The sequence below is a fragment of the Pseudomonas sp. Tn43 genome (assembly GCF_014192635.1).
In the GTDB taxonomy this organism is placed as follows: domain Bacteria; phylum Pseudomonadota; class Gammaproteobacteria; order Pseudomonadales; family Pseudomonadaceae; genus Aquipseudomonas.
The window spans coordinates 204,820-229,573 of record NZ_JACHYG010000001.1; the positions used below are offsets into that span (position 1 = coordinate 204,820).

Below are 24,754 nucleotides of genomic sequence, written 5' to 3' on the forward strand. Positions count from 1 at the left end.
CAAAGCCCAAGCCGCCTGGATCGGATCTCTGACTTGAAGCGTCCCCTCCTCCTGCTCCTGATCAGCCTGGCCTTGAGCTCCCCCGCAAGCGCGACGATCAGCGAAAGCCATGGTTATGCGCAGTTCGGCACGCTCAAGTACCCGGCCAGATTTACCCACTTCGACTGGGTCAACCCGCAAGCGCCCAAGGGCGGTACATTGCGGGTGATGGCGTTTGGCACCTTCGATACGCTCAACCCTTACACATTCAAGGGCTCGAGCCCGGTTTCCACCGCCAACTTCCTGCAATACGGTATCAACGAACTCAATGAACCGCTGATGGTCGGCACCGGCCAATACGCGCCGTCGGGCGATGAGCCGACCTCCAGTTATGGCCTGATTGCCCAATCGGTGGAATACAGCGAGGACCGCAGCTGGGTGGTGTTCAACCTGCGCCCCGAAGCGCGTTTCCAGGATGGCACGCCGATCACCGCTTACGACGTGGCGTTCTCGTACCGTTTGCTGCTCAAGGACGGTCACCCGCAATACCGCACCAACCTTCAGGAAGTATCACGGGTGGATATTCTCAACCCACGGCGTATCCGTTTCGTCTTCAAGCGCGCCGGCAATCCGCTGCTGATCCTGCGCCTGGGCGAGTTGCCGGTGTTGCCCCAGCATTACTGGGAAGGTCGCGATTTCAAGGCCACCACGTTCGAGCCGCCATTGGGCAGCGGACCGTATCGCATTACCTCGGTAACGCCCGGGCGGCAGATCGTCTTCGAACGGGTCAAGGATTACTGGGGCAAGGACCTGCCGGTCAATCGCGGCAAATACAACGTCGATCGCATGGAAGTCGAGTTCTACCGCGACAGCGATGTGGCTTTCGAAGCGTTCAAGGCCGGTGAGTTCGACATCTATATCGAACACCAGGCGAAGAACTGGGCCAGCGGCTACAACTTCCCGGCCGTGCGCCGTGGCGATGTGATCAAGGCACAGATACCGCACCAGATCCCGACCCAGAGCCAGGGCCTGTTCATGAACAGCCGGCGGCCAACTTTCGCCGAGGCCAAGGTCCGCGAAGCGCTGGGGCTGATGTTCGACTTCGAATGGACCAACCGCACGCTGTTCAGTGGCGCCTATACGCGAGCCTTGAGTTATTACCCCAACAGTGAGTTTTCCGCCACCGGGCTACCGGTCGGTCATGAGTGGCTGTTGCTCAAGCCCTATCGCGATCAACTGCCCGCCAAGCTGCTCACCGAGCCGTTCAGCCTGCCGCAGACCGAAGGCCGCGGCATTCCGCGAGAAACCATGCGCAAGGCCCTGGAGCTGCTCGCCGAGGCCGGCTGGAAGCTCCACGGTCAGCGGCTACAGAACAGCATCGGCCAACCGTTGCGCTTCGAGATCCTGCTGGTCAACCCGAACCTGGAACGCATCCTTCAGCCTTACGTCGAGAACCTGGCCAGCATCGGCATCGATGCTCGGCTGCGCACGGTCGATCGCGCCCAGTACAAACAGCGCCTCGATCAGTTCGATTTCGACATGATCCTGATGACCCTCAACCAGACCCTCAGCCCGGGCCTGGAACAATGGCAGTACTTCCATTCCAGCCAGGTCGGGGTCAAGGGCAGCAAGAATTACGCAGGTATCGCCAACCCGGTGGTCGACCATTTGCTTGAACAACTGCTCGCCGCCCAGACCCGTGATGCACAAGTCGCCGCCGGCAAGGCGCTCGACCGGGTGCTGCTGTGGCAGCACTACATCATTCCCAACTGGTACCTCAATTATCACCGCCTGGCCTACCGCAACCGGTTCGCCTTCGTCACCACGCCGCCCTATACCCTGGGCCTGAGCGCGTGGTGGCTGAAATCTTCGGAGAAAGATCGATGAAACCCCTACGCGCCCTGCTCTTGCAGGCCAGCGGTCTGTTGGTCGCCGGGCTGGCCTTTGCCGCCCCGCAACATGCCTTGACCCTGTACAACGAGCCGCCGAAATACCCGGCCGATTTCAAACATTTCGATTACGTGAACCCCGACGCCCCCAAGGGCGGGATCTTCCGCCAGGCCGGATTCGGTGGCTTCGACAGCCTCAATCCGTTCATCAACAAAGGCGTGCCGGCCGACGACATCAGCATGATCTACGACACCCTGGCCAAGCAGGGCCTGGATGAGCCGTTTACCGAATACGGCCTGATCGCCGGCAAAATCGAAAAAGCCCCGGACAACAGCTGGGTACGCTTCTACCTGCGTCCCGAAGCACGCTTCCACGACGGTCATCCGGTACGTGCCGAAGACGTGGTGTTCAGCTTCCAGACGCTGATCAAGGATGGCGCCCCGCTCTTTCGCGGTTATTACAGCGACGTGGAGGACGTGGTCGCCGAAGACCCGCTCAAAGTGCTGTTCAAGTTCAAGCACAAAAACAACCGTGAGTTGCCGCTGATCCTCGGCCAGCTGCCGGTGCTGCCCAAGCATTGGTGGGCTACCCGCGACTTCAACAAAGGCAATCTGGAACTGCCGCTGGGCAGCGGCCCTTACAAAGTCAGCCAAGTGAAGGCCGGGCGCTCGGTGCGTTATGAGCGGGTCAAGGATTATTGGGGCAAGGACCTGCCGGTCAATCGCGGGTTCTACAACTTCGACGTGATGACCACTGACTACTACCGCGACAACACCGTCGCGCTGGAAGCGCTCAAGGCCGGTCAGTTCGACTTCTGGCTGGAATCGGCCGCGAAAAACTGGGCCAAGGCCTACAACATTCCGGCGGTGGCCGAAGGTCGGCTGATCAAGGAAGAAATCCCCAACGGCAACCCCACTGGCATGCAAGGCTTCGTGTTCAACCTGCGCCGCCCGGTGTTTCAGGATGTGCGCGTGCGTCAGGCGCTGACACTGCTACTGGATTTCGAATGGACTAACAAGCAACTGTTCAACGGCGCCTACGCGCGCACCCGCAGTTACTTTGAAAACTCGGAAATGGCCGCCACTGGCCTGCCGGACGCCGACGAGCTGGAAATTTTGAATCCGTTGCGCGGCAAGGTCCCCGAACAGGTATTCAGCGAGGCGTTCCAGAACCCGGTGACCGACGCCAGCGGCATGATCCGCACCCAGCAGCGCAAAGCCTATCAACTGCTGCAAGAAGCCGGCTGGCGAATCGTCGACGACAAAATGGTCGACGCCACCGGCAAGCCGGTGACCATCGAATTCCTGCTGGCCCAGACCGAGTTCGAGCGGGTGCTGTTGCCGTTCAAGCGCAACCTCAGCGACCTGGGCATCGACCTGGTGATCCGTCGGGTCGACGTCTCGCAATACATCAACCGCGTGCGCTCCCGGGACTTCGACATGATCGTCGGCAGCTTCCCGCAGTCCAACTCGCCGGGTAACGAACAGCGTGAGTTCTGGATGTCGGCCGCCGCCGACAAACCCGGCAGTCGCAACTCCATGGGCCTGAAAGACCCGGTGGTGGACCAACTGGTCGAGCAACTGATCAATGCTGATTCGCGCCAAAGCCTGGTGGCTCACGCCAGGGCCCTGGACCGGGTGCTGCAATGGGGTTATTACGTGATCCCCAACTGGCACATCAAGACCTGGCGCGTGGCGTACTGGAACCATATCGGTCACCCGAAGGTTTCGCCCAAATATGACATCGGCATTAACACCTGGTGGGTCAAGCCCGACGCGACATTGCCGATAGAAGTCGAAACCAAACTGCAAGCCGACCCTGCGGGCACGGAGTAATCAGATGCTGGCGTATATTTTTCGGCGACTGCTGCTGATCATCCCGACGCTGTTCGGCATTTTGCTGATCAACTTCGTGATCATCCAGGCCGCCCCCGGCGGGCCGGTGGAACAGATGATCGCCAAGCTCGAAGGCTTCGAAGGTGCCACCAGCCGCATCGCCGGCGGCGGTGCCGAAGTGTCGGTGGCAGGTTCGGCCTATCGTGGGGCACAAGGCCTGGACCCGGCGCTGGTCAAGGAAATCGAGCACATGTACGGCTTCGATAAATCGGCGCCGGAACGTTTGTGGATCATGATCAAGAACTACGCCACCCTGGATTTTGGCGACAGCTTCTTCCGTGACGCCAAGGTCATCGACCTGATCAAGGAAAAGCTGCCGGTGTCGATCTCACTGGGGCTGTGGAGCACGCTGATCATGTACCTGGTGTCGATTCCGCTGGGGATCGCCAAGGCGACGCGACACGGCAGCCATTTCGATGTCTGGACCAGTTCGGCGATCATCGTCGGTTACGCGATCCCGGCGTTCCTGTTCGCCATCCTGCTGATTGTGGTGTTCGCCGGCGGCAGCTATTTCGACTGGTTTCCGCTACGGGGCCTGACCTCGAACAACTTTGACGAGCTCAGTACAGGTGGCAAGATCCTCGATTACTTCTGGCACCTGGCGCTGCCGGTGACCGCCTTGGTGATCGGCAACTTCGCGACCATGACCCTGCTGACCAAAAACAGCTTCCTCGATGAAATCAACAAGCAATACGTCATCACCGCCAAGGCCAAGGGCCTGACCCGTCACCGCGTGTTGTACGGCCATGTGTTTCGCAACGCCATGCTGCTGGTGATCGCCGGTTTCCCTTCGGCGTTCATCGGGATCTTTTTCACCGGCTCGTTGCTGGTGGAAGTGATTTTCTCCCTCGACGGCCTCGGTTTGATGAGTTTTGAAGCAGCAATCAACCGCGATTACCCGGTGGTTTTCGGCACGCTGTTCATCTTTACCCTGCTGGGGTTAGTGGTGAAGCTGATCGGTGACCTCACTTACACCTTTGTCGATCCGCGCATCGACTTCGAAAGCCGGGAGCATTGAGATGAACCTGTCCCCTCTCAATCGCCGACGTTTCGAGCTGTTCAAGGCCAACAAGCGTGGCTGGTGGTCGCTGTGGCTGTTCCTGATTCTGTTCGGCGCAAGCCTGGGCGCCGAACTGATCGCCAACGACAAACCACTGGTGGTGCACTACGACAATACCTGGTATTTCCCGGCCCTCAAGCGCTACCCCGAAACCGCGTTCGGCGGCGAGTTCCCGCTGGAAGCCAACTACAAGAGCCCCTACATCCGCGAACTGCTCAAGGCCAAGAACGCCTGGGTCTTGTGGGCGCCGATCCCCTACAGCTACCAGAGCATCAACTACGACCTGAAAGTCCCGGCCCCCGCGCCGCCTTCGGCCGATAACCTGCTGGGCACCGACGATCAGGGCCGCGATGTGCTGGCCCGAGTGATTTATGGCTTCCGGATTTCGGTGCTGTTCGCTTTGACACTGACCATTCTCAGCTCGATCATCGGCGTGATCGCCGGGGCCTTGCAGGGTTTTTATGGCGGCTGGGTGGATCTGGCCGGCCAGCGCTTTCTGGAAATCTGGTCCGGGTTGCCGGTGCTGTACCTGCTGATCATTCTCGCCAGTTTCGTGCAACCGAATTTCTGGTGGCTGCTGGGGATCATGCTGCTGTTCTCGTGGATGAGCCTGGTGGATGTGGTGCGCGCCGAGTTCCTGCGCGGCCGGAATCTGGAGTACGTGCGCGCGGCCCGTGCGCTGGGCATGCAGAATGGGGCGATTATGTTCCGCCATATCCTGCCCAACGCCATGGTCTCGACCATGACCTTCATGCCGTTCATCCTGACCGGCGCCATCGGCACGCTGACCGCCCTGGACTTCCTTGGCTTCGGCCTGCCGCCGGGTGCGCCGTCCCTGGGTGAACTGGTGGCCCAGGGCAAATCCAATCTGCAAGCGCCGTGGCTGGGCATGAGTGCGTTTGCGGTGCTGGCGCTGATGTTGAGTCTGCTGGTGTTCATCGGCGAGTCTGCTCGCGATGCCTTCGACCCGAGGAAGTGAAATGAATCAGGACAATCTGATCGAAGTGCGCGACCTGGCCGTCGAATTTGTCGTCGGTGAACGCGTGCAGCGCGTGGTCGAGGGCGTCAGCTTCGACATCAAGCGCGGCGAAACCCTGGCGCTGGTGGGCGAAAGCGGCTCCGGCAAATCGGTGACCGCTCACTCGATCCTGCGACTGCTGCCCTACCCGCTGGCCCGACATCCGTCCGGCACCATCACCTATTCCGACCGCAATCTGCTGGATCTGCAGGAGAAAACCATCCGTCACATCCGCGGCAACCGGATCGCGATGATCTTCCAGGAGCCGATGACCTCGCTCAATCCGCTGCATTCGATCGAAAAACAGATCAATGAAATCCTGGGCATCCACAAAGGCCTGACCGGTAAAGTCGCGACCAAGCGCACGCTGGAACTGCTGGAAATGGTCGGCATCCCCGAACCGCAGAAGCGTCTCAAGGCCCTGCCCCACGAATTGTCCGGCGGCCAGCGCCAGCGGGTGATGATCGCCATGGCCCTGGCCAATGAGCCGGAGTTGCTGATTGCCGACGAACCGACCACGGCCCTGGACGTGACCGTTCAACTGAAAATCCTCGAACTGCTCAAGGAATTACAGGCTCGGCTGGGCATGGCGTTGTTACTGATCAGTCACGATTTGAACCTTGTGCGAAGAATTGCGCATCGGGTATGTGTCATGCAGCGCGGTTGCATCGTCGAACAGGCATCGTGCGAAGAATTGTTCCGCGCGCCGCAGCATCCGTACACACGGGAACTGCTGGCAGCGGAGCCCAGCGGCAAACCGGCGAGCAATGTGATTGGCCCGCCATTGCTGGCGGTCGAGGACCTGAAAGTCTGGTTCCCGATCAAGAAAGGCTTGCTGAAAAAGACCGTGGACCATATCAAAGCGGTCGACGGCATCAATTTCAGCCTGCCCCAGGGCCAGACCCTGGGGATTGTGGGAGAAAGCGGTTCTGGCAAATCGACGCTCGGCCTGGCGATTTTGCGGCTGATCGGTAGCAAAGGCGTCATCCGTTTTGAAGGCAAGCAGCTAGACTGCCTGACGCAGAGCGAAGTTCGACCGCTACGACGGCAGATGCAGGTGGTGTTTCAGGACCCTTTCGGCAGCCTGAGCCCACGGATGTGCGTGAGCCAGATCGTCGGCGAAGGCCTGCGGATCCACAAGATGGGCACCGAGGCAGAACAGGAACAAGCGATTATTGCAGCACTCAAGGAGGTAGGCCTGGACCCGGAATCCCGGCACCGCTACCCCCATGAATTTTCCGGTGGGCAACGGCAGAGAATCGCTATTGCCCGGGCATTAGTGCTAAAACCGGCGTTGATTTTGCTGGACGAGCCCACTTCGGCCCTCGACCGCACCGTGCAACGCCAAGTGGTGGAGCTGCTACGTTCACTGCAAACCAGGTACAACCTGACGTATTTGTTTATCAGCCATGACCTGGCTGTCGTCAAAGCGCTGAGCCACCAGCTGATGGTGGTCAAGCATGGCCAAGTGGTCGAACAGGGAGACGCGCAAAGTATCTTTGCCGCCCCCCAACATCCGTATACACAGCAGTTGCTGGAAGCCGCTTTTCTGGCACCAGCCACTGCGCAATAAACCTGAAAAGAGGAGCAACACATGGGTTTTCTCGCCGGTAAGCGCGTACTGATCGTCGGTGTCGCCAGCAAGCTGTCCATCGCATCCGGCATCGCTGCCGCCATGCATCGCGAGGGCGCTGAGCTTGCCTTCACTTATCAGAACGACAAACTCAAGGGTCGTGTCGAAGAATTCGCACAAGGCTGGGGCTCGAGCCCTGAGCTGTGCTTCCCGTGCGACGTGGCCAGCGATGAAGAAATCGCCAAGGTCTTCGAAGAGTTGAGCAAGAAGTGGGACGGCCTGGATTGCATCGTGCACTCCGTCGGCTTCGCCCCGGGCGACCAACTGGACGGCGACTTCACCGAAGCCACCACCCGTGAAGGTTTCCGCATCGCTCACGACATCAGCGCCTACAGCTTCGTGGCCCTGGCCAAGGCTGGCCGCGAAATGATGAAAGGCCGCAATGGCAGCCTGCTGACCCTGTCGTACCTGGGCGCCGAGCGCACCATGCCGAACTACAACGTGATGGGCATGGCCAAGGCTTCCCTGGAAGCTGGCGTACGTTACCTGGCTGGCTCCCTGGGCCCGGACGGTACTCGCGTCAACTGCGTATCGGCCGGCCCGATCCGTACCCTCGCCGCTTCCGGCATCAAGAACTTCCGCAAAATGCTGGCGGCCAACGAAGCGCAAACTCCGCTGCGTCGTAACGTCACCATCGAAGAAGTCGGCAACGCCGGCGCCTTCCTGTGTTCGGACTTGGCATCCGGCATCAGCGGTGAAATCATGTACGTAGACGGCGGCTTCAACACCACCGCCATGGGCAACATCGAAGAGTGATCCTCGGTTAGCCATTAAAAACCCGCCTCTTCAGGCGGGTTTTTAATGCTCGGAATTCAAGGCCAGACATAATTCCCTGTGGGAGCGGGCTTGCCCGCGATGACGGATTAACATTCAAAATGGATGTTGACTGATACACCGCTATCGCGGGCAAGCCCGCTCCCACAGGGTTTGAGTTTAGTCAGGGATCTGTGTGAGGCACCGCGCAAACAACTGCTGGATCGGCTGCATACGCTGGCTGTAACGCTGCAGCAACACGATCTCCCGATAGAACGTCAGTTCGCCCAATTCGATCACCCTCACCCTGGCGCCGTGTTCAAGCCACAGTCCGGCCTTGGGCAGCAGCGATACCCCCAATCCGCACTCAACCATTTTCACGATGGCTTCCAGTTCATCCAGTTCCAGCGCGACCTGCACGTCGATCCGCTGCTCGCGTAAAAATCGCGTGATCAAGCGCCCACCGAACGAATTGCGGTCGTAGCGTACGTGGGGATGGTTGGCGAGAATTTGCAACGGGTCGTCGCCCTCAAGCTCCGCCGGCACGATCAGCACAAACGGCTCGCGGCGAATGACTTGCACCGACAATTCCTTGGGTAATTCGAACGGCGGCTTGATCAGAATCGCCAGGTCCACTTCGCCGGTGTCCACCTGACTCAAGAGATTCAGCGATACGCCCGGCACCAGTTTCGCCTCCAGCAATGGCGCCTGCTGCCGGAGTCGCAACAGCGCGCGCGGCAATAACCCGGTCTGCACGGTGGCCACCGCGCCGATCTTCAATTCGCCACGAAACTCGCCGACACTCTCACTGACGGCCATGCGGCTGAAGGTCTCAAGAATGTCCCGAGCCATCGGCAACGCCCGCTGCCCCGCCGCGTTGAGAATCGCCTGACGTCCGGTGCGATCGAACAAGCGAATGCCCAACGTCTGTTCGAGATTGCGGATCTGCGCGCTGACCGCTGACTGGGTCAGGCCGATGTGCATGCCTGCGGCAGCGAACGTGCCGTGACGTGTCACGGCAATGAAGGTTTTCAGTTCCCGCAGCATCTGGCGCCCCAATTGATCGAAATAATTTGATCTCGCTGCAAAAACTATCGTCTTTCAATCAAAAAGCACAGGGCTAAACTCCTCAATACCCAATTCGTCGAGGTTACATCCCATGCAACTATCTCCTTTTCATTTGGCTATCCCGGTTTACGACTTGACCGCGGCCCGGCGCTTCTATGGTGAAGTGTTTGGCCTGGCAGAAGGTCGCTCCAGCGATCATTGGGTGGACTTCAATTTCTTCGGTCATCAACTGGTCATACACCTCGCGCCGAAAAACGCGTCTCAGGAAGCTGCCCACACCAATGCCGTGGATGGGCATGACGTACCGGTTCCGCACTTTGGCGTCGTGTTGGGAGTGGAGGAATGGGAAAACCTGGCCGAGCGCTTGAAGTCTCGGGGCACGCGATTTGTGATCGAACCGGGGATTCGCTTCCAGGGGCTGGTTGGCGAACAGGCCACGATGTTTCTCTTCGACCCCTGCGGTAATGCGCTGGAGTTCAAGGCATTCAAGAACATCGACCAGTTGTTCGCCAAATGATCGGCCGAGTCCCTGACGCCACCGCACTCAGCGAGGCGGTGGCCAGTGGCGAGACGAGCACTGCCACCATCGCCGAACACTTTCTTGAGTGCATTCAAACGCTGGAGCCGGACATCCAGGCCTTCGTCTCGTTCGATGCCCACCAAGTACGTGCCGCCGCCGCACAATGCCCCGGCCAAGGCGTGCTGGCCGGAGTGCCGGTAGGCATCAAGGACATCTTCGACAGCGCCGACCATCCCACCCAGTTTTTTTCACCCATTTACGCCGGCCATCAGCCGTCCCGGGACGCTCATGTGGTGACACTGCTGCGCCAGGCCGGCGCACTGATCATGGGCAAGACTCACACCACCGAGTTTGCGTACATGCACACCGGTCCCACCCGCAACCCCCACAATCTCGCCCGCACGCCGGGCAGCTCCAGTGCAGGCTCAGCGGCCGGCATGGCCGCGGGCTTCTTTGCCTTGGCGCTGGGCACCCAGACCGCTGGCTCGCTGCTCAAGCCAGCATCCTACTGCGGTCTCTTCGCCTTCAAGCCGTCATTGGGGCTGGTGTCGCTGGAAGGCGTAAAGCCGCTGGCACCCAGCTTCGACACCGTGGGTTGGTATGGACGATCGGTGCGCGACCTGCAGCTCGTGGCAAGTGTGTTGATTCCCGGGTTCGTGGCCACTGGCGTGGAACGGCGTCCGCTGCACCTGGGTTTGTGCCGCACCTCACGTTGGGATCAGGTTGAACCCGAGGTGGCTAACGCGCTGGAGCAGGCGCTGGATCAGTTGCGCAGCACCGGCCATCACGTCAGCGAAGTGCAGTTGCCGGATGAGTTTTCTGGCGTGTTCGATGATCATCAATTGATCAACGATTGCGAAGGAGCCCGCTCGCTGATGAAGGAATTTCAACAACACCGCACACAATTGAGCCCTTCGACATTGGCAATGTTTGAACGAGCGGCGGCGACAACCTGGGAACAGGAGTCCGCCGCCAAACACCGGCTGGCAGTCCTCGCTCCGCAACTGAACGAGCGTTGCCAACCCTTCGACGCCATGCTCGGCGCCTCCTGCGGGATGGTCGCGCCGGTGGGCCTGGAAAGCACCGGACCGTCGGACTTCATCAAATTCTGGGGGGCGTTCGGCTGGCCGCAAGTGAATATCCCGCTGCCTCGCGCTGACGCGCAATTACCGATTGGACTACAGATGATCGGGCGGTTCAGGCGCGACGGCGAATTACTGCGAGCGGCATCCCGGGTTGCAGCAGATCTGCAGGGAAGCCCTCAAAATTCGGCCTGGCCTTGATGCCGAACCTCATCGAGCGCCAGCATCAGGCCATCGACTGTCTTGTGATAGTCGGGATCGAATTCGATTTGCGCGACACTGAAACGAATGTCGTAGCCACGATGCACCGTGGCATTGCGCTCATCGAGTATTTCTTCAAGTCGCGCTCTGACCGCGCCAATCTCCACCGAGCTGGCGCCGGTCAACAAGGCGGCGAATTCATCGCTGCCCAGCCGGCCAATCACATCGCTTTCACGAAAGGCTATGCGCAGCACATCGGCAAAGGTTTTCAGGGCGTTGTCGCCCTCGGCGCGGCCGTAGAGCTGATTGATGTGTTTAAAGTCATCAAGGTCGAAGAACAATAGCGTCGCGGGTATGCCCAATTCCTGGCAGGCCTCCAGCCCTAACCGGGCCAAAGCCTCGAAGCCATGACGATTGGAGAGCAGCGTCAATTCGTCCATGCTCGCCATCTGCACGCCCGTCAGCTCTTGCTCGGCCTGTCGCGCCAGGTCGCGTAACACATCGCGATCCTGCGCGGCGCTGTCGAGAATATTCGGCGTGCGCAAAGCATCTGCGCCAGCGCCTTTGAACGGTTTGCCCGGGGTTAACATCATTCACTCCTTTGAGGGGGTATAAACGTTAGAGTCGCTCACCCCCGGTATGACTCCCAATAAACGTGCCGCTGGTCAGCTACCTGCCACCGGACACGGCCCACCGGCATCGGCCCAGAGTTTGAACCGGGTGACGAAGGTATCGTGGGGCACCGGCACCGGCGCCCGCCCCTCACCTGGATTCCAGCCCCAAAGCACCAGCTTGTCGTCACTGACGTGCTTGATCAGCGCCGCAAAATCACGATCGCCATTGCTGGAACGGTCTTTGATCATCGCGCACAATTTGTCGGCCGGCAGGCCAATCCAGGCCATTTTGTGCGCGGCCGGCGGCAGGCTCCAATGCGGTGCACCGGGTGGCGTGTTGGGGCCATAACTGGCCGGCGGATTGCTTTCGGCATGACAGGTAGCGCAAGGCAAACCGGCCGCGCCCTTGCCATCCAGGCCGCGAACCACATTCATTGCGTGAGGAACACCGGCGTCGAACTGCAACGGTGAATCGCCCGGAATATGACAGTTCTGACAACGGGGGCTCTGAAACACTTTCTGCACCGTATCGAACGCCTTTACCGCCTCGGTATCATCAGCGAACAGGTCTGAGGCATAACCCGCCAGGCCGATCAGCATGATCGCGCCAACCAATGCATGTCGTCTCATCTCACACCCCCGACAGTTGCAGCGGCAGTTCCCGCAGACGCTGTCCGGTCAGGGCAAACACCGCGTTCGCCACGGCCGGCGCCACCGGAGGCACACCCACTTCGCCGATACCGCCCGGTTTGTCGCTGCTGGGGACGATATGCACCTCGACCACCGGCATCTCGTTCAGGCGCAACACCTGATAATCGTGATAATTGGACTGCTCCACCTGACCGTGCTTGAACGTCAGTTTGCTGTGCAAGGTAAATCCGAGGCCGAAGGTAATGCCCGATTCCATCTGCGCGGCGATACCCTGCGGGTTGACCGCAATGCCGCAGTCCACCGCGCACACCACCCGATGCACACGAATCGCCAGATTCTCCTGCGACACCTCCGCCACTTGGGCGACGTAGCTGCCGAAAGACTCATGCACCGCCACGCCCAATGCGTGACCATCCGGCAAGGGGGCTTTCCAGTTGGCTTTTTCCACCGCCAGATTCAGCACGCCCAGATGCCGCGGATGCGCCTTGAGCAAGGTGCGTCGGTATTCCACCGGATCTTTGCCGGCTGCGTCTGCCAACTCATCGATCAACGACTCCATGACGAAGGCCGTATGGGTATGCCCCACCGAACGCAGCCACAGCACACTGATGCCGGTTTGCGGTGAATGCAGTTCGACCTGATGGTTGGCCAGTCCCACAAGATAAGGACTGTCGGCCACGCCTTCGACGGAGGTTTTGTCGACGCCATTCTTGACCATGGTCGCCGCGAACGAGGTGCCCGTCAGAATCGATTGCCCGACCAGCACATGCTTCCAGGCCACTGGCATGCCGTCGGTACCCAGGCCGATGCGCGCTTGATGCAGGAACGCCGAGCGGTAATAACCGCCGCGAATGTCATCTTCTCGAGCCCAGACGGTTTTCACCGGCGCGCCCGCCGCTTTGGCGACGTACACGGCTTCGCTGACAAAATCCGAGGTCGGATTGGCTCGACGCCCGAAGCCGCCGCCGAGGAATTGGGTATGGATCTCGACCTGTTCGGGTTTAAGCCCGGTGATTTTCCCCGCAATCATTTGATCCAGCGTCTGGAACTGCGTGCCGGTCCAGATTTCGCATTTGTCCTTGGAGAGTTTCACCGTGCAATTGAGTGGTTCCATTGGCGCGTGGGCCAGGTACGGCACGCTGTATTCTGCTTCAATCGTCTTCGCCGCTTTGCCTAGCGTCGCCGTCGCATCCCCGGCCTGACTGGCGGAAGCGCCGGGGGTGGCGGCGAGTTTACGGAAGCTTTCCAGCAGTTGCTGACTGTCGAGCCCGGCGTTCGGCCCAAGGTCCCATTCGACCCTCAGCGCATCGCGTCCCAGCTTCGCCGCCCAATAATGATCGGCAATTACTGCGACTCCCGTGGGCACCTGCACCACTTTATGCACGCCCGGCACCGCCAGCGCCTCGGCGCCTTCAAAGGATTTGACGCTGCCACCGAACACCGGTGGGCGTGCGACCATCGCGGTCATCAGCCCATCAAATTGCACGTCCATACCGAACTTTGCCTGACCGGTGATTTTCTCCGGGGTGTCGAGGCGCTGGGTGGGTTTGCCGATGATCGTCCAGTCTTTGGCCTCTTTGAGCTTGATCGTGGCCGGGTCAGGCACCGGTAACTTGCCAGCGTCATCTGCCAATTCGCCGTAAGTGGCCCGTTTGTCGCCGGCCATGACCACGCCCGACTCGGTGCGAATCTGCGAAGGCGCCACGTCAAATCGCTTGGCTGCCGCCTCGATCAGCATCAAACGCGCCGCCGCCCCGGCCTGGCGATAGCGGTCGAATTCCATCCAGGTCGACGTCGAACCGCCGGTAATCTGCATCCCGCCGAATCCCGGCAGGCCATAATCGGCCGCCGAGGCCGGCGCATGCTCGACACGGATTTTCGACCAGTCGGCATCCAGTTCTTCGGCGATCAACATGGTCAGGCCGGTCCAGATGCCCTGGCCCATTTCCGAATGACCGAGCAGCACGGTGATGCTGTTGTCGTTGCCAATGCGTAAAAAGGCATTGGGCGCGAAGACGTTTCCTTGATTCTCGGCGCCGAGGGCAAAGCGATTGGCACCCGGGATGACAAACGCCACCACCAGGCCGCCGCCCAGCACTGCGCTGCCCTTGAGAAAACCGCGACGCGAGACAGGATTGAGGTGGTCCATGACTCAGGCTCCTTTCGACGTGGCATCAACCGATTTCGGCGGCGCGTTTGACCGCGGCACGGATTCTTGGGTAAGTGCCACAGCGGCAAATATTGCCCGACAGCGCCTGGTCGATGTCGCTGTCGGAGGGCTTGGGGATCTTCGCCAGCAGCGCTGCCGCCGACATGATCTGCCCCGACTGGCAATAACCGCACTGAACCACGTCGAGCTCGGCCCAGGCTTGCTGGACCGGGTGCGAGCCATCAGCGGACAAGCCTTCGATGGTGAGAATTTTCTGCCCGTGGGCCACCGCCGTGGCGGGCGTAATGCAAGAGCGCAGCGGCGCGCCGTCGACGTGTACGGTGCATGCGCCACACTGGGCCATGCCGCAACCGAATTTGGTGCCCGTCAGATGCGCGACATCACGCAGTACCCAGAGCAACGGCATGTCCGCGGGGACATCCAGTTCCTGGTCCTTGCCATTGATATTAAGAGTCAGCATTGCGGATTTCCTCAGACTCACGGTGCTCTGAAGGGGCGCCTCGTGGCGAGGGGGCTTGCCCCCGTTCGGCTGCGAAGCAGTCGCAAATCCAGTGCATACCGGTGTGCTTGGCAGAACGAGATTGCAGGTTTCAGGACAGCTTCGCAGTCCAACGGGGGCAAGCCCCCTCGCCACAAGCTTCGCTCTTACAAGGTCGGCGTTACGCGCGCCTTGGGTTATCCCTACAGCTAAGCGCAATTTGCTCCGCAAGCCACCTTCATCGACCACCGGTCACTCCCGTCCCATAGCAGCTGCCGAGCTGCGCGAGGCTGCGTTCGGCGGCGCAGCCGTCGCAAACCCTACCTGCAAGTTCACCTGACACACCGCATTTGCTGATTTCACAGCCGAACGCAGCCTCGCGCAGCTCGGCAGCTGCTACGGACTTGTCGATCTACGGCGTCACCGGTCGGTCGCGGACTGACTACGCTGATAATCCAGCGTGTTCAACCTGCCGAGGACAACCGCCATGCAACGCTTTCCCAAACTCACCCCCTGCCTGTGGTTCGACGATCAGGCTGAAACGGCGGCGAAGTTTTATTGCTCGATCTTCGATCACTCGAAAATCACCGCCATCACTCATTACGGCAAGGCCGGTCAGGAAATCCATGGGCGCCCGGAAGGTTCGGTGATGACCGTCAGTTTCGAGCTCGATGGCCAGACCTTCACCGGGCTCAATGGCGGACCGGTGTTCACCTTCAACGAAGCAGTGTCGTTCCAGGTCAACTGCCAGAACCAGGAAGAGGTCGACCACTTCTGGGGCAACCTGTCGGCCGGTGGCCCGGTGCAAGCGCAGCAATGCGGCTGGCTCAAGGATAAATTCGGTGTGTCGTGGCAGATCATTCCGGTGGCGCTGATGCACATGATGCAAGACCCCGACACGGCAAAATCCCAGCGTGCCATGCAAGCGATGTTGCAGATGAAAAAGCTCGATATTGCTGAACTGGAACGAGCCTTTGCCGGCCAGAGCTAATACACTCGGGCTCTGGCCTGCCGAGGACACCGAGATGAAGCACACCGTCACCAAAGATGCAGACAAAGCCCCGCGCTTCTGGCGTGATGACGCCCTGCCCTTCATCGAAGCCCGCTCCATCGCCGACGGTCGCGAGGTCTGCTACAGCCGGCATTCTCACGCGCACTTTTCCATCGGCGCGATCACCGCCGGGCAGAGCATTTATATTCACGAGCAATCGGAGTTTCAGGTCAGTGCTGGCACCGTGGTGCTGATGAATCCTGGCGATGTGCATGCCTGCAATCCGATCGACGACCAGCCGTGGTCATACCTGATGCTGTACGTCGAAACGCCTTGGCTGACCGATTTGCAACATCAACTCGGCTTCAGTCAGGACTCGATGTTTCGCCGGTTTTCCATCACCCACAATCGTGACATTGAACTGTTCGCCGGCCTGAACAATTTGTACGAGGTGTTGGTCGATCCGCAGCAAGACGTGCTGTGCAAGCACAGCGCGGCGGTGGAGTTTTTCACCGACGTACAACAGCGGCTCAACCCCGTCGAGCAACCGCTGCGCGACCTCAATTTCAAACTGGAGCGGGCCGCCGACTTTATTCGCGACAACTGCACACAGATGCTCAAGCTCGAGGATATTTGCGAGGCGGCGCAATTGTCACCGTCCTACCTGATCCGCGCCTTCAAGCAGCATTACGGCATGACGCCCCATGCGTTTCTGGTCAATCGGCGCATTCAGTTCGCCCGGGATCGACTGCGCAGCGGCAAGTTGATCGCCGATGTGGCGCTGGAAGCCGGGTTTGCCGACCAGGCGCACTTTCAGCGCGCATTCAAACAGCATCTGGCCGCGACACCGGGGCAGTATCGCGGTTGATGCCAACACAAAATCCCCTGTGACGAGGGGGCTTGCCCCCGTTCGACGGCGAAGCCGTCGTAATCTATTGGATGCGGTGTAACTGAGAAAAAAGCAGGGCCGCTTCGCGACCCAATGGGGGCAAGCCCCCTCGCCACAAAAACCGGGCTGGTTTGTGTCTATGGCAACAGCAAATACCCCGCACTCACCGCCAGCAACAATGCCATGACCCGATTGAACAGGCGCATTCCCGCCGGATTGCTCAGGTAGCCGCGCAAAAACGTCCCGGCATACGCCCAGCAACCGACCGACAAGTAGCAGATCACCAGATACACCGCCGCAAACTGCCAAACCAGCCGCGCCTCGCCGTCGGCGACAAACGCCCCCATCCCCGCCACGCAAGCCAGCCAGGCTTTCGGATTGAGCCATTGCATCACCGCGCCATACAGCATCGACGGGGCCCGCCCCGGCTCTTGCGCATTCAGACGTCCGTCGTCGGTGGCCAGTTTGTAAGCCATGAATAACAGGAATGCCACGCCGGCCCCTTGCACGATCCGGGTCATGAACGGCCACAGTTTCAGCACCTCATGCAAACCCAACCCCATCAACACCAACAACAGCACGAACCCCAAGGTCGCTCCGGCCACATGGCGCTGACTGGCCCGGAAACCGAACCGCGCTCCGGAACTCAATGCCACAATGTTCACCGGTCCTGGCGTAATCGAAGCTGCCAGCGCAAACGCGGCCATGGAAAGAATCAGACTCATTGCATACCTTCTTCAATTCAGTTGAACCAGGCTTCAAGGTAATGAGCAGCCTGAACGCCGTATTGAAGAAAACTCCCCTCTGCGTCATTGCACGCCTGCCACGATACGCCGTGTAGCGAGGCCTATACTCTAAGAGTTGGCACACGCGATGCGACCTGCAATCGTGTTTGATGTAGGGGTATCGCATCGAGTGATCGTTCACGCAGGCCACAACCTGCCTTTATCGTAGGGAGGAAGAACAATCATGGCCCGTAAATACATCGACTGTCGTGAGTTTCCAAGCGATTCCAAATGCTCGGTTGCCCTGTGCGCAGATTCTGAAAACGAATTGCTCGAGGCCGCCGCCCAGCATGCGGTCAGCGTTCACAAACACACCGACTCACCAGAACTGCGTGCGCAACTGAAGACGATGTTTCACGACGGTACTCCGCCTGTTGAAGCACCGCGTCCCGCTTAAAAACAGCATGAAAGGGACAAGCCACCCTTTAAGGCATGCCTTGAAATCGTGGTCTGTCCCTGTTTTTCAGTCCAGATTGCCCGCCCCGTCAGCCCACAGAAAAGTGGCCGATGGTCGTTGCGCTTCGCTCCTCGCCAGCCTTTGGCTAAGCTGAGTTAATTGGACAGCCATCAATGGATCTGGATTGGCATCAAGACGGTAACTCCCAAAGGAGACGACCATGTATGCGGTTATAAGAACCTACCTGGGTACTGGAGCAAAGCAGCTTTTCGAGCTTTTAGAGGAGCGCAAGGCCGACGTCGAAGCGACGCTGCGCACAGTGCCTGGCCTGGTAAGTTACACCTTGCTGAATACGGGTGATGGCGGTACGTCGGTGACTGTTTGCACGGACAAGGCCGGCAGCGATGCGAGCTTGAAAGTCGCCCGCGACTGGATTCAAAAAAATGCCTCGAACATTAACGCAAACCCGCCGATCGTGACGGAAGGTCCGGTCATTGTGCAGATCAAGTAGCGCGCCATTCCAGTTGATCTTACGTTAGGTGGAGCCAGGTTTGCTGGCGAAGGTGCTCTTAAGGACGCCTTCGCCGGCAAGCCTGGCGCCTACATGGATTGCGCATGCCTTAACCAAGCCGGCACAAGTGTATGGCGATTTACGTTCACCGCTGTATGGGCAAGGCCACTTGTCACTCATGATAAAAATACGGTTCTCGTTACTGGAGCCGTCGTCATGGACCTCGCCACCCTCACGCTGTTTCTCCCGGCCTGCTTCGCCCTGAACATGGCCCCGGGCCCGAACAATCTGCTGTCGGTCAGCAACGCCACCCGCTATGGGTATCGTCGCGCCTGTGTGGCTGGCGTCGGTCGCTTGTTGGCGTTTGCCGGAATGATCGCCCTGGCCGCCGCCGGTTTGTCGGTGGTGCTGCAAACCTCGGAATGGCTGTTCTACGCGATCAAAATCATTGGCGCCGCTTACTTGTTGTACCTGGCCTGGCAATTGTGGCGCGCCAATCCCGAGGCCGAACAGCTTGAGACCGGCGCGCCAATTGGCATTGTCGCTCTGGCGCGGCAGGAGTTTCTGGTGGCCGCGGGCAATCCCAAGGCGATTTTGCTGTTCACCGCATTCCTGCCGCAATTCGTCGACCCGACTCGGCCGATTGCCGCGCAATTCGTCGTGCTCGGCGCATTGTTCCTGCTGCTGGAATGGATCGCTATCAGCGCCTACGCCTACATGGGCCTGCACATGCGCCGCTGGTTCGCCGAACCACGGGGCAAGCGGATATTCAACCGTTGCTGCGCGGGATTGTTGTCGGCAGCGGCCTCGGTGTTGTTGATGGCGAAACGGGCCTGAACATTACCCTTGGGACGGCCCTTTCAGTTCGACCTGGTTGCCGTCCGGATCGAAGCAATAGATCGACAGCCCGTGGCCTTCGGCGCCGAAACGCACGGCGGCTTTCTCGGGTGTCAGGCCGAAGGACTGCAAGTGACTGACCAGCGCTTCCTCATCGAACGGTTCGATGCGCAGGCAGAAATGATCGACATTGCGCCGTTCGTGGCCGGCGGCGGCACCGCCCTTGCGGCCGAGTTCGCCCTGGATGTCGACGAGGTCGATCATCGAAGTGCCCGCACGCAAATGCACCATGCCCAGATCGTCGCGGCGCTTGATCAGTTCGGCGCCAAAGACTTCGCCGTAAAAAGTGATGCTTCGTTCGAGATCCTTGACGCGCAGGACGATGTGATCGATATGTTTGATCGTGAACGGTTGCATAGGATGATTCCTGAAAATATCGTTTACAGCATTACCTCCGACCCGATGACTGTAGCTCACAACCATAAAAATTCATTGTCGATTCTCCGGTGGAGCCCCCCGGCGACACCGCATATGCTCAGTCCATGAACCTACAAAACGCTGTGCTTCCGCCCCACGCCGAGATGGTTCGCGCCATGCTCGAACGCGATACCGCCTACGAAGGGGTGTTCTTTACCGCGGTCAAAACCACTGGCATTTTCTGCCGCCCCGGCTGTACGGCGCGCAAACCGAAGCCGGAAAACGTCGAGTTTTTCGCCCATGCCGATGAGGCGATGTCGGCGGGCTATCGGGCCTGTCTGCGTTGCAAGCCACTGGACGCCGCCGCCATCGCGCCGGACTGGGTGCAGCGACTGCTCAAGTCCGTGGACGCCGACCCTGACCTGCGCTGGACCGACGCCCAGTTGCTGGCCGAGGGCATCGAACCGCTGAAATTGCGCCGCTGGTTCAAGCAGCATTTCGGCATGACCTTTCACGCCTGGCTACGCAGCCGGCGCCTGGGCATCGCCCTCGGTGGCATCAAACAGGGCGAATCCATTGACAACGCTGCCTTCGACTCCGGCTACGAATCCCTGAGCGGTTTTCGCGATGCGTTTCAAAAGTCGTTCCACATCACCCCCGGCCGCGCCGCCCACAGCGAGCCACTGCTGTTCACCCGACTGACCACGCCACTGGGGCCGATGATCGCCATGGCCGAACAGCGTGGGCTGGTGCTGCTGGAGTTTCTTGATCGACCGGCACTGACCAAGGAAATCGAAGAACTGCAGAACCGTTACGGCTACGCCGTGGCGCCCGGTCACAACGGACATTTGCAACAAATCGAAGAAGAACTGGTGCAATACTTCGCTGGTAAACGGACCGAATTCAATGTGCCATTGCACCTGCCCGGCAGCGCTTTCGCCCGGCAAGTGTGGGCCGAGCTGATGAAGATTCCGTATGGCCAGACCACAACTTATGGCGCCATCGCCGCGCAACTGGGCAATCCCGGCGCCAGTCGCGCCGTGGGCCTGGCCAACGGCCAAAACCGTTTGGCGATTATCCTGCCCTGTCACCGCGTGATCGGTGCAGACGGCTCGTTGACCGGCTATGGTGGAGGACAACCGCGCAAGGCGTTTCTGCTCAGGCTGGAAAGTGCAGCGGTGCAAATCACCGAACAACTCGCGTTCTGATCACGCCGCCATTTCTTCAGGATGCTCCATGCTCGATACCTACCCACTGGCCAGCGAATTTCTCTCAACCCTCGATGCCGACTGGCAACGCCACATCAGCGCCATCGGCCCCTGCCTGCATCAACCCCATGCGGCCCGCGATCCTTACGAATCGCTGGTGCGGGCGATCGCCTATCAGCAACTGCACGCCAAGGCCGGCGATGCGATTGTCGGCCGGCTGCTGGCGTTGTTTCCGGCGAACACCTTCCCAAGGCCTGAGCAGATTCTGGCGACAGACTTCGAGCAGATGCGCGGTTGCGGGTTTTCCGCCAGCAAGATCGCGACCATTCAGGGTATCGCTCAGGCGGCTCTGGACGGCGTGGTGCCGGATTACGCCACAGCCCTGGCCATGGACGATGAGGCCTTGATCGAGCGCTTGACCACGTTGCGCGGAGTCGGTCGCTGGACGGTGGAAATGCTGCTGATCTACAGCCTGGAGCGGCCGGACATCTTGCCGGCGGACGACTTTGGCGTACGCGAGGGTTATCGGCGGTTGAAGGGGCTGGAGGTGCAGCCGACTCGCAAGCAGATGATTGAGATCGGGTTGGCGTGGAGCCCATATCGGACAGTGGCGGCTTGGTACTTGTGGCGGGTGCCCAACCGTTAGACCGGGTTGTCGTTCATCGCGAGCCTGCTCGCGATAGCGCCGGCACATCCAGCATAAATCCAGGCCCAGGAATACGGACAGTCCAGGCTGTCTAGACCCGTCGGAGGTTCCCATGCAACTCGAAGGCTCTTGCCATTGCGGCGCGGTATCGTTCAGCCTGACCAGCGCCCACCCCTACCCTTATCAACGCTGCTATTGCTCGATCTGTCGCAAGACCCAGGGCGGCGGCGGTTATGCGATCAACATCGCTGGCGATGCCGCCAGCCTGAAAGTACGCGGTCGCAAACACATCTCGATTTACCATGCGCGGCTCAAGGAAAAAGGTGACAAACGCGCCCACCGCAGCACCGCCGAGCGGCATTTCTGTTCCGTTTGCGGCTCGGGATTATGGGTGTTCAGTCCTGAATGGCCGGACCTTGTGCACCCATTCGCCTCGGCCATCGATACAGCACTGCCAGTGCCACCTGAGAACACGCACGTGATGCTCGGTTCGAAAGCATCATGGGTAGAAGTCCAGATGCAGCCCGCTGATCGACGATGCGACAGGTGGCCTGAAGAGTCCATCGCCCAGTGGCATGAGCGCCTGGGTTTGAGCCGCTAACGCCGGATCAAAAGATCGCAGCCTGCGGCAGCTCCTACGCCGACCGTGTAGATACCCCGGTTCTGTAGGAGCTGCCGCAGGCTGCGATCTTTTGATCTCATGCCGCGACTGGCACGCCACTGTGAAAGCGAAACTCCACATCCGGCGACTCGATCAGCGCCTGCTCGGCGTCACGAACCTTGTCGATCACCTGGGCAATATCCTTGGCGTCACCGTACTGATAGGCCAGTTTCAGGTAACCCTGGAAATGCCGGGCCTCGCTTTTCAACAGACCGAAATAGAACTTGCCCAGTTCGTCATCCAGATGCGGCACCAGCGCCTCGAAACGCTCGCAACTACGGGCTTCAATGAAGGCGCCGACCACCAGCGTGTCCACCAGCTTCACCGGTTCGTGGCTGCGCACCACTTTGCGCAGCCCCGAGGCGTAACGCCCGGCGGACAGCTGACGCAGCTCGATCTTGCGCTTTTTCATCAGGCGCATGACCTGTTCGTGGTGCACCAGCTCTTCCCGGGCCAGACGCGACATCAGGTTGATCAGATCGACGTGGGAGTGATATTTGGCGATCAGGCTCAATGCCGTGCTGGCCGCCTTGAATTCGCAGTTTTTGTGGTCGATCAGCAAGGTTTCCTGATCGGCCAGCGCGGCCTGGATCCAGCCATCCGGCGTGCGGCAGCCGAGGAACTCGTGAATTTCGGGAAGGATCATGGGGCTCACGGATAAAAGGTACAGAACGAAAGGCGCCGATTATACCGGCCTGCCGACAGACCACCAGACGCCAACCGTTGATATGCATCAAGTCGCTGAATGCCGGCCAGCAACTATAGTTGTCCAACGCCGTGCTTTTTTTCTTCATGGAGATCCGCTCATGCAAGCCATTCGCAGCATCCTGGTGGTCATCGAACCCGAACACTCGGAAAGCCTGGCGCTTAAACGGGCCAAGCTGATCGCGGGTGTGACCCAGGCCCATCTGCACCTGCTGATTTGCGATAAAAAGCATGATCACGCTGGCATGCTTGGCGTGCTCAAGGCTGCGCTGATAGCGGACGGCTACAGCGTCACCACCGAACAGGCCTGGAACGAAAGCCTGCATGAAACCATCGTCGATGTGCAGCAAGCCGAAGGCTGCGGGCTGGTGATCAAGCAGCATTTCCCGGACAGCCCGCTGAAAAAAGCCCTGCTGACCCCGGCGGACTGGAAACTGTTGCGCCGCAGCCCTACTCCCGTGTTGCTGGTGAAAACCGCCAAACCCTGGACCGGCGGCGTGATCCTGGCGGCCATCGACGTCGGCAACATCGACGGCGAACATCGCACCTTGCACGCCAGCATCATTGATCATGGCTACGACATCGCCAGCCTGGCCAAGGCCCATTTACACGTGATCAGCGCTCACCCCTCGCCGATGCTGTCGGCGGCCGACCCGACGTTCCAGCTCAAGGAAACCATCGAGGCCCGTTACCGTGAGCAATGCAAGGCGTTCCAGGCCGAGTTCGATATCGATGATGCACACCTGCATATCGAGGAAGGCCCGGCGGATGTATTGATTCCGTACACGGCCCATAAACTGGGGGCATCGGTGACAGTGATCGGCACCGTGGCGCGGACCGGGTTGTCCGGGGCGTTGATCGGCAATACGGCGGAAGTGGTGCTGGATGCGCTGGAGAGCGATGTGCTGGTGCTCAAGCCGGATACGATCATGGATCATCTGGAAGAGATCGTGACCCAGCATTGAGATTTGTGGTGTCAAGTAGATCGCCATCGCGGGCAAGCCCGCTCCCACAAGGTCGATGAAGAACCTGTGGGAGCGGGCTTGCCCGCGATGCTTTTAGGCGCCGAAAGCGTCTTTGAGGAAACCAGGCGCAATGTAGCGCTGGTAATGCGCCTCGGACAGCAGGAAAAATTCCCGATCAATGGCATCGCGCAATTCCGGCAGGTTCCAGTCGCGGAACTCCGGCAGCAGCACCATCCCGTAGGCTTCCAGATTGTTGATGACCCGCGCGCCCCGGGCGATCAGCTGATAAGCCCAGCAATATTCCGACTGATGGGGCACAAAGCGGATCTTGCGCTGCTCCAGCTGCAAACGCAGCAACGCGGGATCGAAAATTTCTACCTTGCTGGCCATCACCTGCGACAACAGTTGCTCAAGACGCAGCCACACCGCGCGTTTTTCTTGCTCGTTGTAACCATTCCAGTGAATCACTTCATGGTGGAAACGCTTGCAGCCACGGCACACCAGATCACCGTAAACAGTGGAGCAGAGGCCGATGCAGGGGGTCTTGATGGTCTGATTGGGCATAGGTAGGCAAAACACGGGAAAGCAGAACAGATCGGCATGTTAGCCCTTTGTCCAACATTCATCACCCCTCAAAATTCAGGGCCCCAGGGTCTACTGGACGTTGGTGAGGACCGCAACGGATGCCCGCGCCTTGCCTCGCACACGTTGGCCCGGCAACTCGGCTCGC

Annotated in this window: 26 protein-coding genes; 17 read left to right on the plus strand and 9 right to left on the minus strand. The window is 59.8% G+C overall.

Annotated features, from left to right (window positions below; genetic code table 11):
• The first annotated feature begins 33 nt into the window (after positions 1–33).
• From FHW68_RS00840 to fabI, 6 genes are read left to right on the plus strand one after another with little or no spacing between them, the layout of a single operon-like run.
• Positions 34–1,866: an extracellular solute-binding protein gene (locus tag FHW68_RS00840; RefSeq protein WP_095635047.1), complete on the plus strand. Its 1,833-nt coding sequence runs from the start codon at positions 34–36 to the stop codon at positions 1,864–1,866.
• A complete protein-coding gene (locus FHW68_RS00845) occupies positions 1,863–3,704 on the plus strand; it encodes an extracellular solute-binding protein (protein WP_183678156.1) in 1,842 nt (613 codons plus the stop codon). The genes FHW68_RS00840 and FHW68_RS00845 overlap by 4 nt, the downstream gene beginning before the upstream one ends.
• A gap of 4 nt (positions 3,705–3,708) precedes the next feature.
• Positions 3,709–4,782, plus strand: a complete 1,074-nt coding sequence (locus FHW68_RS00850) for a microcin C ABC transporter permease YejB (protein WP_095635045.1) — start codon at positions 3,709–3,711, stop codon at positions 4,780–4,782.
• A gap of 1 nt (position 4,783) precedes the next feature.
• Complete coding sequence (locus FHW68_RS00855; protein WP_183678158.1) at positions 4,784–5,803, plus strand: ABC transporter permease; 1,020 nt, start codon at positions 4,784–4,786, stop codon at positions 5,801–5,803.
• A 1-nt stretch (position 5,804) separates the two neighbouring features.
• Positions 5,805–7,415, plus strand: coding sequence for an ABC transporter ATP-binding protein (locus tag FHW68_RS00860; RefSeq protein WP_183678160.1), 1,611 nt, complete (start codon positions 5,805–5,807; stop codon positions 7,413–7,415).
• A gap of 21 nt (positions 7,416–7,436) precedes the next feature.
• The gene (gene fabI / locus FHW68_RS00865; protein ID WP_003202751.1) at positions 7,437–8,231 is read left to right on the plus strand and encodes an enoyl-ACP reductase FabI; all 795 of its coding nucleotides are present in this window, start codon (positions 7,437–7,439) and stop codon (positions 8,229–8,231) included.
• A gap of 177 nt (positions 8,232–8,408) precedes the next feature.
• Here fabI and FHW68_RS00870 read toward each other — a convergent pair whose 3' ends face one another.
• Positions 8,409–9,275, minus strand: coding sequence for a LysR family transcriptional regulator (locus FHW68_RS00870; RefSeq protein WP_183678162.1), 867 nt, complete (start codon positions 9,273–9,275; stop codon positions 8,409–8,411).
• A gap of 112 nt (positions 9,276–9,387) precedes the next feature.
• Between FHW68_RS00870 and FHW68_RS00875 the strand changes: the two genes are divergently transcribed.
• Positions 9,388–9,813 (plus strand): VOC family protein, encoded by a 426-nt coding sequence (locus FHW68_RS00875; RefSeq protein ID WP_183678164.1) that lies wholly within the window; start codon positions 9,388–9,390, stop codon positions 9,811–9,813.
• Positions 9,810–11,099 carry an amidase gene (locus FHW68_RS00880; RefSeq protein ID WP_183678166.1) on the plus strand — a complete coding sequence of 430 codons (1,290 nt, stop codon included), beginning with the start codon at positions 9,810–9,812 and terminating at the stop codon, positions 11,097–11,099. The genes FHW68_RS00875 and FHW68_RS00880 overlap by 4 nt, the downstream gene beginning before the upstream one ends.
• Here FHW68_RS00880 and FHW68_RS00885 read toward each other — a convergent pair.
• The 4 genes from FHW68_RS00885 to FHW68_RS00900 all read right to left on the minus strand — a co-directional run bounded on the left by FHW68_RS00885 (position 11,078) and on the right by FHW68_RS00900 (position 14,994).
• Complete coding sequence (locus FHW68_RS00885) at positions 11,078–11,689, minus strand: GGDEF domain-containing protein (RefSeq protein ID WP_183679003.1); 612 nt, start codon at positions 11,687–11,689, stop codon at positions 11,078–11,080. The genes FHW68_RS00880 and FHW68_RS00885 overlap by 22 nt on opposite strands.
• A gap of 75 nt (positions 11,690–11,764) precedes the next feature.
• Positions 11,765–12,343, minus strand: a complete 579-nt coding sequence (locus tag FHW68_RS00890; RefSeq protein WP_095635038.1) for a hypothetical protein — start codon at positions 12,341–12,343, stop codon at positions 11,765–11,767.
• Between the two features lies 1 nt (position 12,344).
• The gene (locus tag FHW68_RS00895) at positions 12,345–14,513 is read right to left on the minus strand and encodes a xanthine dehydrogenase family protein molybdopterin-binding subunit (protein ID WP_183678168.1); all 2,169 of its coding nucleotides are present in this window, start codon (positions 14,511–14,513) and stop codon (positions 12,345–12,347) included.
• Positions 14,514–14,538: 25 nt separating this feature from the next.
• Entirely contained in the window at positions 14,539–14,994 is a 456-nt protein-coding gene (locus tag FHW68_RS00900; protein WP_183678171.1) for a (2Fe-2S)-binding protein, read from the minus strand.
• Between the two features lie 505 nt (positions 14,995–15,499).
• Between FHW68_RS00900 and FHW68_RS00905 the strand changes: the two genes are divergently transcribed.
• Both FHW68_RS00905 and FHW68_RS00910 read left to right on the plus strand, forming a co-directional pair.
• The gene (locus FHW68_RS00905) at positions 15,500–16,003 is read left to right on the plus strand and encodes a VOC family protein (RefSeq protein ID WP_095635036.1); all 504 of its coding nucleotides are present in this window, start codon (positions 15,500–15,502) and stop codon (positions 16,001–16,003) included.
• 34 nt (positions 16,004–16,037) lie between these two features.
• Complete coding sequence (locus FHW68_RS00910; protein WP_183678173.1) at positions 16,038–16,871, plus strand: AraC family transcriptional regulator; 834 nt, start codon at positions 16,038–16,040, stop codon at positions 16,869–16,871.
• Between the two features lie 158 nt (positions 16,872–17,029).
• Here FHW68_RS00910 and FHW68_RS00915 read toward each other — a convergent pair whose 3' ends face one another.
• Positions 17,030–17,617, minus strand: a complete 588-nt coding sequence (locus tag FHW68_RS00915) for a LysE family translocator (RefSeq protein ID WP_095635034.1) — start codon at positions 17,615–17,617, stop codon at positions 17,030–17,032.
• 244 nt (positions 17,618–17,861) lie between these two features.
• Here FHW68_RS00915 and FHW68_RS00920 point away from each other — a divergent pair, with 244 nt between their 5' ends.
• The 3 genes from FHW68_RS00920 to FHW68_RS00930 all read left to right on the plus strand — a co-directional run bounded on the left by FHW68_RS00920 (position 17,862) and on the right by FHW68_RS00930 (position 19,422).
• Positions 17,862–18,074 carry a DUF1059 domain-containing protein gene (locus tag FHW68_RS00920; RefSeq protein WP_095635033.1) on the plus strand — a complete coding sequence of 71 codons (213 nt, stop codon included), beginning with the start codon at positions 17,862–17,864 and terminating at the stop codon, positions 18,072–18,074.
• Positions 18,075–18,294: 220 nt separating this feature from the next.
• Positions 18,295–18,585, plus strand: a complete 291-nt coding sequence (locus FHW68_RS00925; protein ID WP_095635032.1) for a hypothetical protein — start codon at positions 18,295–18,297, stop codon at positions 18,583–18,585.
• A 216-nt stretch (positions 18,586–18,801) separates the two neighbouring features.
• On the plus strand, positions 18,802–19,422 hold the full coding sequence (locus FHW68_RS00930) for a LysE family translocator (RefSeq protein WP_095635031.1): 621 nt from the start codon (positions 18,802–18,804) through the stop codon (positions 19,420–19,422).
• A gap of 3 nt (positions 19,423–19,425) precedes the next feature.
• Here the strand turns inward: FHW68_RS00930 and FHW68_RS00935 are convergent, their stop codons facing one another.
• Positions 19,426–19,839 carry a VOC family protein gene (locus tag FHW68_RS00935; RefSeq protein WP_095635030.1) on the minus strand — a complete coding sequence of 138 codons (414 nt, stop codon included), beginning with the start codon at positions 19,837–19,839 and terminating at the stop codon, positions 19,426–19,428.
• Positions 19,840–19,964: 125 nt separating this feature from the next.
• Here FHW68_RS00935 and FHW68_RS00940 point away from each other — a divergent pair, with 125 nt between their 5' ends.
• The 3 genes from FHW68_RS00940 to FHW68_RS00950 all read left to right on the plus strand — a co-directional run bounded on the left by FHW68_RS00940 (position 19,965) and on the right by FHW68_RS00950 (position 22,294).
• Positions 19,965–21,047 (plus strand): bifunctional transcriptional activator/DNA repair enzyme AdaA, encoded by a 1,083-nt coding sequence (locus FHW68_RS00940; RefSeq protein ID WP_183678175.1) that lies wholly within the window; start codon positions 19,965–19,967, stop codon positions 21,045–21,047.
• 28 nt (positions 21,048–21,075) lie between these two features.
• A complete protein-coding gene (locus FHW68_RS00945; protein WP_183678176.1) occupies positions 21,076–21,693 on the plus strand; it encodes a DNA-3-methyladenine glycosylase in 618 nt (205 codons plus the stop codon).
• Between the two features lie 112 nt (positions 21,694–21,805).
• A complete protein-coding gene (locus tag FHW68_RS00950) occupies positions 21,806–22,294 on the plus strand; it encodes a GFA family protein (RefSeq protein WP_183678177.1) in 489 nt (162 codons plus the stop codon).
• Between the two features lie 97 nt (positions 22,295–22,391).
• Here the strand turns inward: FHW68_RS00950 and FHW68_RS00955 are convergent, their stop codons facing one another.
• Positions 22,392–23,000: a tRNA-(ms[2]io[6]A)-hydroxylase gene (locus FHW68_RS00955; protein WP_183678179.1), complete on the minus strand. Its 609-nt coding sequence runs from the start codon at positions 22,998–23,000 to the stop codon at positions 22,392–22,394.
• A gap of 160 nt (positions 23,001–23,160) precedes the next feature.
• Here FHW68_RS00955 and FHW68_RS00960 point away from each other — a divergent pair, with 160 nt between their 5' ends.
• Positions 23,161–24,024 carry a universal stress protein gene (locus FHW68_RS00960; protein WP_183678182.1) on the plus strand — a complete coding sequence of 288 codons (864 nt, stop codon included), beginning with the start codon at positions 23,161–23,163 and terminating at the stop codon, positions 24,022–24,024.
• A gap of 93 nt (positions 24,025–24,117) precedes the next feature.
• Here FHW68_RS00960 and FHW68_RS00965 read toward each other — a convergent pair whose 3' ends face one another.
• Complete coding sequence (locus tag FHW68_RS00965; protein ID WP_183678184.1) at positions 24,118–24,588, minus strand: DUF1289 domain-containing protein; 471 nt, start codon at positions 24,586–24,588, stop codon at positions 24,118–24,120.
• Positions 24,589–24,754: the final 166 nt, after the last annotated feature.